Annotated in this window: 15 protein-coding genes; 7 read left to right on the forward strand and 8 right to left on the reverse strand. The window is 40.4% G+C overall.

Translation table 11 applies throughout. The annotated features are described in order from the left end of the window. The first annotated feature begins 175 nt into the window (after positions 1 to 175). From KKC46_21610 to KKC46_21630, 5 genes are all read left to right on the forward strand, one after another. A complete protein-coding gene (locus KKC46_21610) occupies positions 176 to 832 on the forward strand; it encodes an NAD(P)/FAD-dependent oxidoreductase (protein ID MBU1056398.1) in 657 nt (218 codons plus the stop codon). Between the two features lie 31 nt (positions 833 to 863). Continuing rightward, entirely contained in the window at positions 864 to 1,736 is an 873-nt protein-coding gene (locus KKC46_21615) for an isocitrate lyase/PEP mutase family protein (protein MBU1056399.1), read from the forward strand. A 42-nt stretch (positions 1,737 to 1,778) separates the two neighbouring features. Further along, entirely contained in the window at positions 1,779 to 1,943 is a 165-nt protein-coding gene (locus KKC46_21620; GenBank protein MBU1056400.1) for a rubredoxin, read from the forward strand. Beyond that, complete coding sequence (locus tag KKC46_21625) at positions 1,943 to 3,175, forward strand: M48 family metallopeptidase (GenBank protein MBU1056401.1); 1,233 nt, start codon at positions 1,943 to 1,945, stop codon at positions 3,173 to 3,175. The genes KKC46_21620 and KKC46_21625 overlap by 1 nt, the downstream gene beginning before the upstream one ends. Before the next feature lie 447 nt (positions 3,176 to 3,622). Then, on the forward strand, positions 3,623 to 4,441 hold the full coding sequence (locus tag KKC46_21630) for a hypothetical protein (protein MBU1056402.1): 819 nt from the start codon (positions 3,623 to 3,625) through the stop codon (positions 4,439 to 4,441). 218 nt (positions 4,442 to 4,659) lie between these two features. Here KKC46_21630 and KKC46_21635 read toward each other — a convergent pair whose 3' ends face one another. The 7 genes from KKC46_21635 to KKC46_21665 all read right to left on the reverse strand — a co-directional run bounded on the left by KKC46_21635 (position 4,660) and on the right by KKC46_21665 (position 11,495). After that, complete coding sequence (locus KKC46_21635) at positions 4,660 to 4,914, reverse strand: glutaredoxin family protein (GenBank protein ID MBU1056403.1); 255 nt, start codon at positions 4,912 to 4,914, stop codon at positions 4,660 to 4,662. 21 nt (positions 4,915 to 4,935) lie between these two features. Further along, entirely contained in the window at positions 4,936 to 5,523 is a 588-nt protein-coding gene (locus KKC46_21640; protein MBU1056404.1) for a cysteine hydrolase, read from the reverse strand. Positions 5,524 to 5,614: 91 nt separating this feature from the next. Continuing rightward, positions 5,615 to 6,862, reverse strand: a complete 1,248-nt coding sequence (locus KKC46_21645; GenBank protein MBU1056405.1) for a glycosyltransferase family 4 protein — start codon at positions 6,860 to 6,862, stop codon at positions 5,615 to 5,617. Further along, positions 6,843 to 8,117 carry a site-specific DNA-methyltransferase gene (locus KKC46_21650; GenBank protein ID MBU1056406.1) on the reverse strand — a complete coding sequence of 425 codons (1,275 nt, stop codon included), beginning with the start codon at positions 8,115 to 8,117 and terminating at the stop codon, positions 6,843 to 6,845. The genes KKC46_21645 and KKC46_21650 overlap by 20 nt, the downstream gene beginning before the upstream one ends. A 48-nt stretch (positions 8,118 to 8,165) precedes the next feature. After that, positions 8,166 to 8,930: a succinate dehydrogenase/fumarate reductase iron-sulfur subunit gene (locus tag KKC46_21655; protein ID MBU1056407.1), complete on the reverse strand. Its 765-nt coding sequence runs from the start codon at positions 8,928 to 8,930 to the stop codon at positions 8,166 to 8,168. Further along, positions 8,927 to 10,840, reverse strand: a complete 1,914-nt coding sequence (locus tag KKC46_21660; protein ID MBU1056408.1) for a fumarate reductase/succinate dehydrogenase flavoprotein subunit — start codon at positions 10,838 to 10,840, stop codon at positions 8,927 to 8,929. Before KKC46_21660 ends, KKC46_21655 begins: the two co-directional genes overlap by 4 nt. A gap of 13 nt (positions 10,841 to 10,853) precedes the next feature. Further along, a complete protein-coding gene (locus KKC46_21665; GenBank protein MBU1056409.1) occupies positions 10,854 to 11,495 on the reverse strand; it encodes a succinate dehydrogenase cytochrome b subunit in 642 nt (213 codons plus the stop codon). A gap of 584 nt (positions 11,496 to 12,079) precedes the next feature. Between KKC46_21665 and KKC46_21670 the strand changes: the two genes are divergently transcribed. Beyond that, complete coding sequence (locus KKC46_21670; GenBank protein MBU1056410.1) at positions 12,080 to 13,774, forward strand: PAS domain-containing protein; 1,695 nt, start codon at positions 12,080 to 12,082, stop codon at positions 13,772 to 13,774. A 53-nt stretch (positions 13,775 to 13,827) separates the two neighbouring features. Then, a complete protein-coding gene (locus tag KKC46_21675; GenBank protein MBU1056411.1) occupies positions 13,828 to 15,186 on the forward strand; it encodes a sigma-54 dependent transcriptional regulator in 1,359 nt (452 codons plus the stop codon). 13 nt (positions 15,187 to 15,199) lie between these two features. Here the strand turns inward: KKC46_21675 and KKC46_21680 are convergent, their stop codons facing one another. Next, the gene (locus tag KKC46_21680) at positions 15,200 to 15,634 is read right to left on the reverse strand and encodes a DUF3034 family protein (protein ID MBU1056412.1); all 435 of its coding nucleotides are present in this window, start codon (positions 15,632 to 15,634) and stop codon (positions 15,200 to 15,202) included. Positions 15,635 to 15,676 lie beyond the last annotated feature (42 nt).

Genomic DNA, 15,676 nt, shown 5'->3' on the forward strand with positions numbered 1-15,676 from the left:
AAAACGCAAGTCACACTATGCCCTATCACAGCTTCGGTTTGCCCGAAAACTAACCTGATCCAAACAACCACGGCCGGAAGTTTATATTGACATATACAGCTTTTGAAGGTACCCGTTTTCCAGTATTCATTAAGATTATGTCAAATTTCATATTATAGATTTCAGGAGGAGATTCATGCTTAAACTCGGCGAAAAAGGTGCAATTATACAAAGAGATAATGAAACTTATGCTATTGCGGCACATACACCCTGCGGCATAGTAACACCGGAAATATTGCGAAAACTTGCTGATGTGGCTGAAAAATACAAAGTGCAGGCCATGAAAATTACCGGTGCAACGCGAATTGCTCTGGTAGGAATCCGGGAAGAAGATATTGACAATGTATGGACAGATCTGGGCTTAAAACCAGGTGCGGCTGTTGGGCTTTGCGTGCGAAGTGTTCGTACTTGCCCCGGAACAACTTTTTGCAAAGTTGGCCAGCAGGACTCATTAGGAATGGGTATGAAGCTTGATGAAATTTATCACGGGATGCAACTTCCCGGAAAATTCAAAATGGCCGTATCCGGATGTAATATCAATTGTGCCGAATCATGGGTTCGTGATGTTGGCCTTTTCGGAAAAGCTAAAGGCTGGACTCTTGTTATAGGTGGAAATGTTGGCGCAAAACCTAGAATTGCCCAGGAATTGTTGACTGAATTAAGTGATGATGAAGCCCTTTTGGCCATTGAGAAAGTAATCAAGTATTATTCGGAAAATGCCAAAAAAGGCGAACGTCTTGGAAAAATGATTGAACGGATAGGTTTTGAAGCGGTAAAAGACGCGCTGGTGTAAGCAAAAATAATACGGGAGATTTGAGCAGCCCATGTCCAGGCAGGCTAAAGCTGTTAAACAGCTGAGAGAGCTTTTAAACTCTGACAAATTTATCATTATGCCTTGCTGTTATGATGGCTTGAGTGCAAAATTGACAGGTCAAAGCGGTTTTGAAGTTACCTTTATGAGCGGTTTCGGTGTTTCGGCGGCTCGGCTGGGACTTCCTGATACCGGATTGATTTCATATGCAGAAATGGCTGATCAGGCACAAAATGTCTGCAATGCCACAGATATTCCTGTTATCTGTGATGGAGATACAGGATATGGCAATCCTGTTAATATCAAACGAACGGTGCACGGATATATCCGCGCAGGTGCTGCCGGAATCATGATTGAAGATCAGGTCAGTCCCAAACGATGCGGGCATACCAGGGGAAAAGCTGTGGTTGACCGCGATACGGCATTTAACAGGATCAAAGCCGCCACAGAGGCCAGAAACGAAGCAAGACAAAATAACGAAGATATTGTTCTTATGGCCCGAACGGATGCCCTGGCCACTTTAGGACTCGACGAAGCTCTTTTCCGTGCCGAAACTTTTATAAATCTGGGTGCAGATATCATCTTTGTTGAAGCTCCCCGTAATAAAAAAGAAATGAAAATAATCGCTAAACTGGGTGGCTGTCAGATGGCTAATATAGTTGAACACGGCGTAACACCGGTTTTGCCGCCGAAAGAACTTGCATCAATGGGCTACCGCATTGCAGCTTATCCCTTAACACTGCTTTCTGCTGCAACTTATGCCATGAAAAAGGCCCTTGATTGCCTTAAAAAAGGTGAGATTCCTGAGGAGATACTGGAGTTTACAGAACTCCAGTCCATAGTTGGATTTCCCGAATATGACAAAACACTGAAACGGCTTTCTTAGAATAAACATTCATTAAAGGAGATAGTTATGGCAACCGAGAAAATGGCACGGTATCAAAGCCCTTGTGCCAAATATATTTACGATCCTGAAGCCGGAGACTACGAGCGCAATATCCCACCGGGAACATCTTTTGAAGACTTGCCCGATGATTGGTGCTGTCCCAAATGCGGCGCAGAAAAAGAATTTTTTGAAGAAGTGGATGGCTAATGCATAATACTGTTTTTTATATTTTTATCGCAATTATCCTTTTTGATTTTGTTCTGGAAAGAACGATTGATTATCTGAATTCAAAAACCTGGTCAGATAAACTGCCTGAAGAAGTTCGTGATGTTTATGATTCGGAAAAATACAAAAAATCTCAGGAATATAAAAAAGTAAATGACAAATTTTCTATTCTTACAAGTAGCTTCAACCTTGTTTTGATTTTGCTGATGCTGTTTTTGGGCGGTTTTGCTTTTGTTGATTCGATGTCGCAAAGCCTTGTTCAAAGTTCTGTTGCAATTACTTTGGTGTTTTTTGCAATACTCATGTTTTGCTCTGATATTATCAACACACCGTTTGCAGTATATGATACTTTTGTTATAGAAGAAAAATTCGGGTTTAACAAAACCACTCCTAAAATATTTATTTTAGATAAGCTTAAAGGCTGGCTACTTTCGGCAATCATAGGGGGAGGACTTCTTGCCCTGTTTGTAGTATTTTATCAGGCGGCCGGGAAAAATTTCTGGATTTACGCATGGATACTATCAAGCGCTTTCATGATTTTTATGGCCATGTTTTATTCAACACTTATCGTGCCATTGTTTAATAAACAGACACCTCTTCAAGATGGTGAATTGAAAAATGCAATTGAAGAATTTGCGAAAAAAGCAGGTTTTAAGCTTGATAATGTCTTTGTTATAGACGGCTCCAAACGGTCATCAAAGGCAAATGCATATTTTAGCGGACTTGGGGCAAAAAAGAGAATAGTATTGTTTGATACTTTAATCAATGATTTGACTACCGAAGAAATAGTTGCAGTACTTGCTCATGAAATAGGCCATTACAAAAAGAAACATACCTTGACCGCCATGGGTATTTCTGTAATCCAGACAGGTCTTACGCTTTTTATTCTATCGCTTTTTATCGGCAGTCCAGCACTGTCACAGGCATTAGGCTCTCAAAAAGCAAGTTTTCATATGGGGCTTATAGGCTTTGGCTTGTTGTACAGCCCGATTTCAGCTATCATCGGTTTGCTTATGAATGCATTTTCAAGAAGAAACGAATATGAAGCAGATAATTATGCGAAAAGCTTTAATATGGGTGAAGAGCTTATAGAATCGCTAAAAAAACTCAGCCGAAATAACCTGTCAAACCTGACTCCGCATCCGGCATATGTATTTTTCCACTACTCACATCCGACATTATTACAACGTATCCGGGCTATCAGAAAACACTAATCATTGGAGCCACTTTCAAAACGTTTCAGTTTGGTCAAGCTCAAGGCGGGAGAAAATTTCAACCACAGGAATACATTAAGTATTTCGAGGATTGAAATTTGAGCCTAACGCAGAGATCGGCCAAAATGGGGCGTTTTGAAACTGGCTCAATTGTTATATTCCATTTTTTCCCTTGCTGCTGTTTTATAGTTTTCCATATTTAACGGGTCAATACTCATAGTATTGTAGGAATTATTTTCCTATTACCTGTTTTTTTATCGAATTAGCATACAAGCCTCTCAAAGCAAATTGATTTATAACAAATTGATATTAATGCTTTAATCTGACCATATATTTTCTTAAAAGCATTCAATCCACTTTCGGCACGTCTTTTGCTTAACTTGGCGTTATATTATAAATTGCTGTTGCGGTTCATCTTCTACCCCAAAGAGAAGGAGTCATATAGCTATGAATACAGTAAGTGGTATATGCCAGTCTCAATTTTACGCGGTGAAAAGTTACGGGTCGGCTGCGCGTGCAAAGACATCAGTTGTACCGGTTGGAGAGGTGCCGACTACAGGTGATGCTGTTGAGATTTCAACTAAAGCTCAAAAAGCCCAGACATTGGACGCAGCCTTGCAGCGGTCGGAAGAGCTTATGAGCGTTCGCGGTCTTGATGACAAAGAGATAGCTTCCTTTCGTGAGATCCTGTCATCTTATGAATCGTCCGGGATGAATGCAGCCGAGTTTCTTAAGTCGCTGTCAGGCGAGGAACGTAATTTGGTCAAGCGGGCTAACAGCTATGGCAGTAATCTAACGGATAATGTAATAGGTAGCTTTTCGGAGGAAGGTGCCATTAACATGTTGCGAGAGCAGGATTATCGTTTTGCCGTTGATTTGAACGGGGACGATATCGTAGAGCATGGTGCCGGCAGAACCTTTGTTTTTCCGCCGCCCAATACGCCTGAAACGGTTATGGACGCCTGGGATACATATAGCCGTTCTCTGACCGGAGCGGAAGAAAGTCTTTTCAGTGCCCTTTTTCTCCCGATTGATGTTCCGGGATACCCGGATGCTACGACCATCAGGGGTTACAACATAAGCCAGCAAGGGTTTCCCCCAAATGAGGAAGGCTGGCTGGATCTTTTGGATAAGATCTATGATACTCTGGAATATAACAACAAAATAAGCAACGAGCAGCAAACCATCGAGCATAATAAAAAGGCTATGCAGCAGCTTCGGGATTTTGCGGCCACTATTGAGCAGATGAAAATCCAATCAATATAGAGCCAGTTTCAAAACGCCCCATTTTGGCCGATCTCTGCGTTAGGCTCAAATTTCAATCCTCGAAATACTCAATGTATTCCTGCGGTTGAAATTTTCGCCCGCCTTGAGCTTGACCAAACTGAAACGTTTTGAAAGTGGCTCTATAATCTCAAATTATTCCTTGGAGTATTTGCTTCCCTGTTGTACTTTCATGATATTGTGCAACAAAAACGCAATGGTTATATAACGCCCATATCTTTAAGGTCATTTCTAAGCACATTTTCTACATATACTTTGCCGGGACGCCAGCATCCGTTAAATTCAAGTGTAGGCACAACCCAGTCATCGCCGCCATTTGCATCGATAATGAGTTGAATGGTTTCTTGCGGTTGTTCCTCTAATTCAATATAGTCAAACTTTATATTGTTGTCTTCAAGAAACTTAACTGTTTTTTTACAATGAGGGCACCAATTTGCTGCATATACTTTTAACATAATTTACTCCTTTAATTCGGATTATGCGATCAAACTCAAAAACTCATCAGTTGATATTATAGTAATACCCATATTGTTCATGTCAAACAGATTTGCTTCGTGTACTTGCTGGGTTTGTGCGGCAGTAGCGTCTTTTAACAAAATAACATCATAATCATAACCAATAGCATCAGTCACTGTTGAACGAATACAGTTTGGTGTCTGTACTCCGCAAATAACAAGTTTTTTTACTCCAAGTCTTGTCAAAACCAACTGCATATCTGTTTGAAAAAATCCGCTGAACCTTGCACCTTTTACCTGAAATTCACCTTCGGCAGGCTTTAATTCGGGCACTATTTGTGCACCTGGTGTTCCATCAACAAGATAGGGTTTCTGCTTAAACATTTCTACTCTGAACTTTTCAACATCAATTCCATCGGGACGCTGAATTCTTATTTTATGAATTACCGGAATGCTTTTGCTTCTACAGGTATCAAGAACACGTTTTATAACCGGTATGACCTGCATGCCGGGAGGAACAATATCCATAACATCATTTTGCATATCTATTATCAATAAAGCTGTTGTCTTTGGTGAAATATCCGATAGCACGATATTAACAGAATCCATATGTTCTCCTTTTATTAAAAAATATTGAAATTACTCAGGTTGTTAGGTTCACGGTTCACGGTTGATTGCCTTGAACCGTGAACCTGAGTAGCTAAATATTATTATATCTTTTTAAAACTGTATAATATATTTGCTGAACCTTATTAAACACACCTGTCCATGAATAAGAAGCTATTTTATCACTAATAACGGAGATGTCTATTCCTGGATTTTTTAATGAGGCTAAAATTTGAGTATTTAGAGCATGTGCCAGATTTTTTTCAAATAAATCTTCGTCTTCTTTATACGGAATATCTATATTAAGACGAGGAGTTTTTACCATGCTTATAAAATCGGCATTAATGTTTCCTAATAGTTCACTTACACCCGGAAGATCGGTTGCAACTATCCTGCAGCCACAGGCAAGGCCTTCCAGTAAAACCAGAGGCAGTCCTTCATAGAAAGAGGGTAGTACAAAAACATGAGACTGTTTCATAATATCTGCTAAATCTTTTTGTGAAACAGCTCCGTGGACAATAACCCGTTCGCCCAGATTTTTTGCAAGTTCTATGCAGTAATCGCGTTCTTCACCGCTTCCGCTTCCAACAAGATGCAAACGCCATGAAGGAAAGTCTACGGTAGATAGCGCCCTCAAAAGCCAGGGTACTCCTTTGGCATTGCTAAGCTTTCCGGCGTATACCAGTTGCACGGGATTCGGATCAGGCTTAGGCGCTGGGGTAAAAAGCTGTTCATTGTATCCGGCTCCGACAACAAAAATTTTATCTTCAGAAATATTATACAAATTGATGATATCTGTTTTTTGTGCCCCGTATAAAGCCATAACAGCATCTGTTTTGCGGCAGTCCTCCAAAACCATTTCCTGCAAGTGAGGACAATTATTAAATTGGCGCAGATCTGTTCCATGGCAGGTAGTTACAATCGGAATATTAGGGAAAAGTTGTCTGGCTAAAGAAGTTACAATCCATAAATGATGGCTGTGTATGATATCCGGTTTAAAAGAAGCTACGGTTTTTTTAAGTTTTTCTGTAAACGATTTTAAATACTGGTTGATCTCTTTTGGTGAAAGACAGGAAAACCTTGAGCTTTCATAAGGCATAACATCGCTCATGCCTGGTATTTGGCAAGACACATCCGTATTGGAAAACTTAACAAATTCACACCGGTTTTCTTTAATACAGTCAAGGTTGACAGGCTGGTCGGACTGTATGCCTGCTAATAAAAAATTTTGATGATTGCATAACAATGATTCACGAAGCATGGCCTGCAAATAGAAACCGCTTCCCGTTGAATCGGGACGCTGGCTTAGCAGATGAAGAATTTTAAGTTTTTTCTGTGGCATCAATTTTATTGATTTCTTCCGAAACGACTTTAAACTTTTTAAGATATTTAAATGGAGCAGATTCGTCTATCTCCACCAGGTTTGTGCGAAGAAGATGAAGATTGATAAATGTTTTGTTTTTAAGATACAAATAGGAAAGAAGATAATTGTTTTCATCATATTCGGTTTGATCGGATTTTAAATAAAAGCTTTGTCCTTTCAATTTATCCTCAAGCCACTTAATGGCTTTTGCCTCCGACCCTGCTTTTGGTTTTATACCGATAAGCTTTACTGTGCTATCATTACTAAGCTCAATCACATTTGGGGAAATAACACGCCTTAATCTTAAATACTTAATTTTTTCTTTTTGCTTTGCGTCAATTTTTGAACCATATGTCTTTTTTCTCGGATCGCTTTTCTTTTCAAATTTAATCTTGTCACAAAATATATATGGCAATTGATTTATTTTTTGCCCGTAGTCTGCAATATCACGTTTGGGTTTTTTGACTTTAATAGAAAAATCAGTAAAAATATCAGTTTGTTCAGCTCCCAATTTCTTTTTTATCACAGGCAAAAAGGATTCATTTATTTCGTATCCTATTGAATGCCTGTTAAGATTTTTGGCAGCAAGAGCTGTTGTTCCGCTTCCTAAAAAGGGATCAAGAACCGTTTCTTGTGCAAAACAAAACATCTTTATTAAGCGTTTGGGAAGTTCTTCAGGAAACATTGCAAGGTGTTTATTCTGTTTTTCTCCCGGAAAAATCCAGTGCCCGGCAAAGTATTCGTTCCACTCCTTTGTGGATAATTTTGCTTTTTCTTTATTTTCTTTTTCCACAAAAGGAGGATCGCCGGGTTTTTTGAAAAGCAGAATAAATTCATAATCAATCTTTAAAATGCCATTTCGCGGGTAAGGGAATGACCCCATGATTGAAGCTCCTCCCGTTGTGTTACAGGTTGTAACTTTTTGCCAGATAATAGCTCCCATATAATCAAAACCGGCAGATTCGCAAAATTTTATTATTTCCGTTCTGATGGGAATGACTTTATAGCGGCCATAATACGCAGCTCTTGCAAACTGGTCTCCGATATTAATGCACAACCGGCAACCTTCTTTTAAGACACGATGGCATTCTTTCCATACCAGATTAAGGTTGTTGATATACTCTTCATATGTATCATAAAAACCAATCTGTCTGATATCGTCATAATCTTTTAGCTGCCAGTAGGGCGGGGAAGTAATAACAAGATGAACGGATTCATCCGAAACTTCAGGCATTATACGGGAATCTGATATATAAATAGTATGGTTAGTCATCAGCAGATACTATTTTACATCTGAAAAGAACGATGCCTTAAAAAATTCCCTGTTCATTCGGGCAATGTTTACAATAGAAATTTCTTTCGGACATTCTGCTTCACATTCTCTTTCATTGGTGCAGTTTCCGAAACCAAGCTTATCCATTGTTCGAACCATTTCTATAGCCCGCTTTGCTGCTTCAGGTTTTCCCTGGGGAAGAAGCGCTAACTGTGAAATTTTAGCACTTGTAAAAAGCATTGCAGAAGCATTTGGGCAGGCTGCCACACATGCTCCGCATCCTATGCATGCAGCGGCATCCATTGCTTTTTCTGCTATTTCCTGTGAAATCGGTATGGCATTAGCATCGGGAGCTCCGCCTGTATTAACGGAAACATAACCTCCGGCTTGGATTATTTTATCCAGCGCACTCCGGTCAACAGCAAGGTCTTTTATTATTTTAAAAGCTTTCGAACGCCAGGGTTCAATAAAAATAGTATCGCCGTCCGAAAAATGGCGCATATGAAGCTGGCACAATGTAGTTTCTTTTTCAGGGCCATGCGGACGGCCGTTTACAACAGCACCGCACATACCACAAATTCCTTCACGGCAGTCATGGTCAAAAGCTATTGGTTCCTTGCCTTCAAGGGTAAGCTGTTCATTTATAACATCTATCATTTCCAGAAAAGACATGTCAGTGGAAATATTTTTGGCATTATATGTTTCAAGTTTACCGACAGCGTCCGGGCCTTTCTGGCGCCAGACCTTGAGTGTCAAATTAAGAGTCTTTGTCACTTGTAACTCCTTTGTGTCAGTTTGACATTTTCAAAAGTAAGAGGTTCTTTATTAAGAACGGGATCATTTCCATCTCCCTTATACTCCCATGCCGAAACATGGCAGAAATTATCATCATCACGCATTGCCTCATTTTCTTCAGTTTGATGAGCCTCATTAAAATGGCCACCACAGGATTCCTTGCGGGAAAGAGCATCTATTACCAACAATTCACCGAATTCAAGAAAATCTGCAACACGGCCGGCCTTTTCAAGACTTTGGTTAAACTCCATGCCGGAACCCGGTACAACAACATTTTTCCAGAATTCTCCCCTTAACTCCTGTATAAGCTTTCGTGCTTTTTCAAGCCCTGCGTCATTTCTGGACATGCCGCAATATTCCCACAAAATATTTCCAAGATGCCTGTGAAAATCATCTGCTGTACGCTTTCCTTTTATAGAAAGAAGCTTATTGGTAAAATCATTAATTTTTTTCTCGGATTCCTTAAATGCCGGATGATCGGTTTTTATCTCTTTTTTAGGTGTGGTAGCAAGATATCCGCCTATAGTATAAGGAATTACGAAATATCCATCCGCAAGGCCCTGCATGAGAGCACTTGCACCAAGACGATTTGCGCCATGGTCGGAAAAATTGGCTTCTCCCAGTACAAAAAGACCGTCTATGGTACTCATAAGATTATAGTCAACCCATAGTCCGCCCATAGCGTAATGGACGGCGGGGTAAATCATCATAGGCGTTTCATAGGGATTATCGGCTGTAATCTTTTCGTACATCTGGAAAAGGTTACCGTATTTTTTTGCTATAGTGTCTTTTCCGTCTCTTTTGATTGCATCTGCAAAATCAAGATAAACTGCAAGTCCTGTTTCGCCGACACCTTTTTTCTTATCGCACTGCTCTTTGGCATTTCGTGATGCAACATCGCGTGGAACAAGGTTTCCGAAACTTGGATATTTATTTTCAAGATAATAATCACGTTCACTTTCAGGTATCTCGGAAGGCTTTCTTTTATCTCCCGGTTTTTTGGGAACCCAGACCCGGCCATCATTTCTCAGGCTTTCACTCATCAATGTGAGTTTTGACTGATATGTTCCGTGAACGGGTATGCATGTTGGGTGTATCTGTGTAAAACAGGGGTTGGCGAAAAAAGCTCCTTTTTTATATGCTCTGTAAGTTGCAGTAACATTTGAGCCCATGGCATTTGTTGAAAGATAAAACACATTGCCGTAGCCGCCTGTGGCAAGAACAACCGCATCTGCGGCATATTTTTCAATTTCACCTGAAACAAGATTGCGTACAACAATCCCTTTTGCATGACCGTCAATTACTACAATGTCCAGCATTTCCCTTCGGGCATACATTTGTACTTTTTTCGCCGCAATCTGTCTTGAAAGCGCGCTGTATGCTCCTAAAAGAAGCTGCTGACCTGTCTGGCCCCGTGCATAAAAAGTTCTTGAAACCTGAGCACCGCCGAAACTTCTGTTTGCAAGCTGGCCTCCGTATTCGCGCGCAAACGGAACTCCCTGAGCAACACATTGATCGATAATGTTTCCGCTAAGCTGGGCAAGTCTGTAAACATTTGCTTCTCTTGCCCTGAAATCGCCGCCTTTTATAGTATCGTAAAAAAGGCGCCAATCGCTGTCACTGTCATTCTGATAGTTTTTTGAAGCATTGATTCCGCCCTGAGCGGCAATACTGTGGGCGCGTCTCGGACTATCCTGTATGCAGAATGTCTTTACATTATATCCAAGTTCGGCAAGAGATGCTGACGCCGAACCTCCGGCAAGGCCGGTTCCAACAACGATTATGTTGTATTTTCTTTTATTTGCAGGGTTGACAAGCTTTAGCTCAAAACGGTGTTTGTCCCATTTTTGTGCAAGTGGGCCTGCCGGTGTTTTTGCATCAAGCTGCATATTATATCCTTCCTTATGTTGTAAGCGAAATAAAAACCGGTATGAAGCCGAAACCAAGTCCAACTAATATACTGAAGGCAATACCCGCCTTTCTGATAAAAGGCATATACTTGGGATGGTTTGCTCCAAGTGTTTGAAAAGCACTCCAGAACCCGTGACTTACATGTACTGCAACCACAATCATGGCAAATATATATACTACTATATATACCGGATTTAAAAACGCATTCTTAACTATTTCAAATATTGTTGTGCCGGTTTTATCAATAAAATGAAAATTGATCAGATGCAGTATTATAAAAGCAATTAGTATCAAGCCGGTGTAAGGCATTGTAGCAGATCCTATTGTGCGGCCCCCGGCATTTTTTTTGACGGAGTATCTTACGGGTCTTGATTTCATATTTTGAATAAAAAGAACAAGGCCGGTTAAAATGTGAATTATCCCAAAAAACAAAAGCCCTTTTTCACTTACAGATAAAAGCACTCCAAGAGAATGAAGATGCTCGGCATATGAATTAAAAGCATCTTTTCCTGCATAAAGAGTCAGGTTGCCTAATAGATGTGATGTAAGAAATCCGCAAAAACTAAGCCCTGTTATAGCCATAAGCCATTTTTTACCTATGGAACTTGTAAAGGTTTTTATAAACCAGCCCATCGTTTCCTCCGTTTAAGATATTTAAAAAATACCCTCTTTTGCATGCAAGTCTTGATTTTTATGTTTCAGGCAAAACAGAATATTTTCTGACTGCTTCGTTTTATTTTTGTACAATGTAAATATTGAGTTATAGCGCCAGAGTCAATAATAAATATTATTAAACAATAAAAATGGCCTTTAAACTATAAAAGGTGAAAATACCCTGGTTTGGGGTGAGCGTATAGCCTGTTAAATCGCAACAGCAAGCAAATTTCAACCAAAGGAATACATTAAGTATTTCGAGGATTAATCTTTGAGCCCAATGCAGAGATCTGCGAAAATGGGGCGTTTTGAAACTGGCTCTAAAGTATATATAATAGCGGATCAATATTAATAGAATAAATACTGTTATAGTAAAAATATTGGAAACTTAATGAATTTTATGAAAATAAATTATAAATTGACAGCATGAACTATTATATTTATCCTATAAATTAAGTATGAAAATTATATAAAAGTATTCAGGGTTAGGATAAAATCAATCTATAGCGTTTCTAAAAACAACGTTCCAATTATTACAGATTTTTTATAGGAATAGATGCGGTATGCTTAAATTAAAAAAAATGTATGTGCCTGCATATTCTATTGTTGCCGTTGTGCTTCTACTTCTCGTGCTTATCAGCATTTCCACTTACCGAAATTTGAACCGTGATAAAACGCGTGCTTTGGAATTTATTAATCGCCAGGGATTATCACTGATTCGAACAATAGAAGTTGGCGCAAGGGTTGGAATAAATCATTCCAAAACACAGGATAGTCATGACCTAATAGGCAGGCTTATTCATGAAGCAGGAAAAGATGAGGATATTGCATATATTTACTTGCTGGATGAAGGAGGCAATGTAATCAGTCATTCACAGACTTCTAATGAAGATTTGCCTTCTGATTTAACATTTCAACTAACTGACAATAATCAGGTGAAAAGCCGGATCAGGGAACTTTCAGACGGTTCCAAGGTATATGAACTTAACAAATGTTTTTTCCCTTTTCGAACTCCTGTTGATGGATTAAAATGCGACAGGTTTATTGTCCTTGCTTTGAAATTGTCGACCTTTGAAGAGGCGCGTCATACAGACTTTCATCATGCCTTGATCATGGCTGCCATTGTTGTTGCCTTAGGTTCCGGAGCGCTTTTTTTTATATTTGTTATACAAAACTACTACCTTGTGGATAGGACACTCAAAGAAACTCAGGATTACGCCAGTCAAGTTGTGGCCAGCATGGCCAATGGCTTGCTGAGCGTTAACCGGGATGGGAAAGTGGCTTCTTACAACTTATTAGCACTGGAGTTACTCGATTTTAAGGAATCCGAGATCAGAGGCCTGGATTTGAAAGAATATATTGATTTTGAGAAAAGCGGCATTAATGAAACCCTTTCCTACTGCCGCTCAGTATTAGAAAGAGAAATTCTCTACCATAAGCAATCGGGAGAAGAAGTCGCTTTGGCATTAAGCGTATCCCCGATTATGGCTGAAAAGGGGGAATGTAAAGCTGCTGTAATCGTACTTCGGGATCTGAGGGAAATCAAACGGTTGGAAGCAAAGATCAAGCGGTCGGAAAAACTTGCGGCAATCGGGAAACTGGCAGCCGGGGTAGCCCACGAGATCAGAAATCCCCTTGGCTCTATCAGGGGCTTTGCTCAGTTTCTAAAGCATGCCCTGAAAGATCGACCTCAGGAGCAGGAATATTCTGACACCATGATAAAGGAAATTGATAGAATTGATCGAGTTGTGACGGACTTACTTACTTTTGCCCGACCTTTGGAAGCCAGGTTATTTCCAGTTAATGTAAATGAATTAGTGGAACATACGTTACGATTGGTGCATGCGGATGCTCTGGTTCGAAATATTGAAATCACAAAAAATATTCTGCCTGATTTGGGAGAGTTTCCTTTGGATGAGAACCAGATGACACAGGCTCTTCTCAATCTTTTATTGAACGCAATACAATCTGTTGAGGCGGGCGGAACCATTGATGTTGGAGTGAATTTGAATGAACAAAGCAACCAGCTCAATATCTGGGTCGAAAGCGATGGTCCAGCCATTGTGCCCGAACAAAGAGAAAAAATTTTCGACCCTTTTTTTACTACCAGAAAAAAAGGCACCGGATTAGGATTGTCTATCGTCCACAAGATTGTGGAAAATCATGGTGGCGAAATAATTATAGAGAGTCCTCTTTCTGGCAAAAGCTATGGTTGCCGCTTTACCTTGAGCATTCCTATATATGCAGACAAAGCATGATTATTTGACTCCTTATATGGGGCTCTTGGGGCACATAAGAAACGGAAAAACGAATGAAAAAAAAGATACTAGTTGTTGATGATGAACAAACCCACCGACAGATGCTTAATGTCGTTCTTTCGGAAGAAGGTTACGAAGTTGTTGAAGCTGATGATGGTGAGACCGCCATTGTTGCAGTAGAAGAACAGTTTTATGATCTAATTATTATGGATATTCGCATGAGCAGAATAGAAGGTATCGAAGCCTTGAAAAGAATCAAGGAAATAAGTCCGGGCATTCCTATTATTATTATGACTGCATATGCTTCTGTGGATACGGCAATTGATGCTCTCAAAAAAGGAGCTTACGATTATCTGACAAAACCTCTTGACATAGATGAATTAAAAATACTGATTGAAAAGGCCTTGCGCCACCAGCAATTGGAGAAAGAGGATATTTTTCCTAATGAACAATTGGACGCTCGGTTTGACTTTTCAAATATCATCGGCCGAAGCCAGGCAATGCAAAAACTTCTGGAAACCATTGCCATGGTGGCACCCACGGAAGCCACTGTTCTTATTACCGGTGGAAGCGGCACTGGAAAAGAACTTATTGCTAATGCCATTCACCAAAACAGTCCTCGCCACAAGAAGCCCTTAATTAAAATAAATTGTGCCGCTCTGCCTGAAACTCTTCTGGAAAGTGAACTCTTCGGTCATGAGAAAGGCTCCTTCACAGGTGCGGTGTCTCAAAAGAAAGGACGGTTTCATCTGGCTCACACCGGTTCGATTTTTATGGATGAAATTGCTGAGATGTCAACTGTCACCCAGGCAAAGATCCTTAGGGTACTTCAGGAACGTCAGTTTGAACCCATAGGAAGTTCGACTACCGTTAATGTTGATACCCGGATCATTGCAGCTACCAACAGAGATTTAGAAGTAGAAATCCGGGAAGGCCGGTTTCGAGAAGATCTTTACTACCGCCTGAATGTTGTTAATTTGAGGGTTCCATCTTTACATGAACGACGCGATGATATTCCTTTGCTGGCTGCTTTTTTTCTTAAACGGTATTCTGATAAAAATCAGCGGCTCATCAAAGGCTTTAATCCACGGGCTATTGATCTGCTCATGCGTTACGAATGGCCTGGCAATGTCAGGGAGCTGGAAAATGTGGTGGAACGCGCTGTTATCATGACACGGGGAGAGATGATCACTCCGGAGGAATTTCCTGATGCATTTAAAAATCTAAGTGTTGATGATACAAACATAGAACTCGATTTATCCTCCGGAAGATCTCTAAAAGACGTAGAAAAAGATATGATTATTCGAACACTTGATGAGGCTGGCGGAAACCGCACCCATGCCGCCGATATCCTTGGCATAAGCCGCCGCACTTTACAGTTAAAACTCAAAGAGTATGGTATCAATTTATAGCATCATTAAGTTTTCAGAATTCATATTTTATTTTAAGAGCAAGGGCACCATCATCATAGTGATTCAGGACCTCTCCCAGGCTGAATACTCCTCCGGAAATGGTGAAATGATCATTGACAACATAGGCTGCGACCACCGACCACCAGTCGTCTTCCGGTTCAACAAGCCCTGGAATTGAAGTATATGCATTCGGCTTTTGCCGGTACTCTGCCCCGATAGCAAGGCGATCCGTTGCAAATAATACAACGTTCCCCTCAAACACGAGTTTGCGATGCCCTGTAAAACCAAGAAGCCCAATATGTGCAGCCTCGGTGTTGCGTGCCCCAACATTAAACAAAATCGGACGGGGAAAGCGGTGGTCGGGATTGTATGAACAGCAAAAATTGTTTTTTAAGTGGGTAAGCTGCTTATTCAAGCTGCTGTCTCTCTCTTGGGAAATGTCGCCCAATAAACCATATCCGGTGTTTTCTTGTCAAGACTTTGATGCCGC

The organism is Pseudomonadota bacterium, from assembly GCA_018817425.1.
Lineage (GTDB): Bacteria > Desulfobacterota > Desulfobacteria > Desulfobacterales > RPRI01 > RPRI01.

Excerpts from the sequence above, each read along its gene's own strand:
- KKC46_21610 (MBU1056398.1), top strand. The coding sequence starts at position 176 with ATGCTTAAACTCGGCGAAAAAGGTGCAATTATACAAAGAGATAATGAA.
- KKC46_21615 (MBU1056399.1), top strand. The coding sequence starts at position 864 with ATGTCCAGGCAGGCTAAAGCTGTTAAACAGCTGAGAGAGCTTTTAAAC.
- KKC46_21620 (MBU1056400.1), top strand. The coding sequence starts at position 1,779 with ATGGCACGGTATCAAAGCCCTTGTGCCAAATATATTTACGATCCTGAA.
- KKC46_21625 (MBU1056401.1), top strand. The coding sequence starts at position 1,943 with ATGCATAATACTGTTTTTTATATTTTTATCGCAATTATCCTTTTTGAT.
- KKC46_21630 (MBU1056402.1), top strand. The coding sequence starts at position 3,623 with ATGAATACAGTAAGTGGTATATGCCAGTCTCAATTTTACGCGGTGAAA.
- KKC46_21635 (MBU1056403.1), bottom strand. The coding sequence starts at position 4,914 with ATGTTAAAAGTATATGCAGCAAATTGGTGCCCTCATTGTAAAAAAACA.
- KKC46_21640 (MBU1056404.1), bottom strand. The coding sequence starts at position 5,523 with ATGGATTCTGTTAATATCGTGCTATCGGATATTTCACCAAAGACAACA.
- KKC46_21645 (MBU1056405.1), bottom strand. The coding sequence starts at position 6,862 with ATGCCACAGAAAAAACTTAAAATTCTTCATCTGCTAAGCCAGCGTCCC.
- KKC46_21650 (MBU1056406.1), bottom strand. The coding sequence starts at position 8,117 with ATGCCTGAAGTTTCGGATGAATCCGTTCATCTTGTTATTACTTCCCCG.
- KKC46_21660 (MBU1056408.1), bottom strand. The coding sequence starts at position 10,840 with ATGCAGCTTGATGCAAAAACACCGGCAGGCCCACTTGCACAAAAATGG.
- KKC46_21665 (MBU1056409.1), bottom strand. The coding sequence starts at position 11,495 with ATGGGCTGGTTTATAAAAACCTTTACAAGTTCCATAGGTAAAAAATGG.
- KKC46_21670 (MBU1056410.1), top strand. The coding sequence starts at position 12,080 with ATGCTTAAATTAAAAAAAATGTATGTGCCTGCATATTCTATTGTTGCC.
- KKC46_21675 (MBU1056411.1), top strand. The coding sequence starts at position 13,828 with ATGAAAAAAAAGATACTAGTTGTTGATGATGAACAAACCCACCGACAG.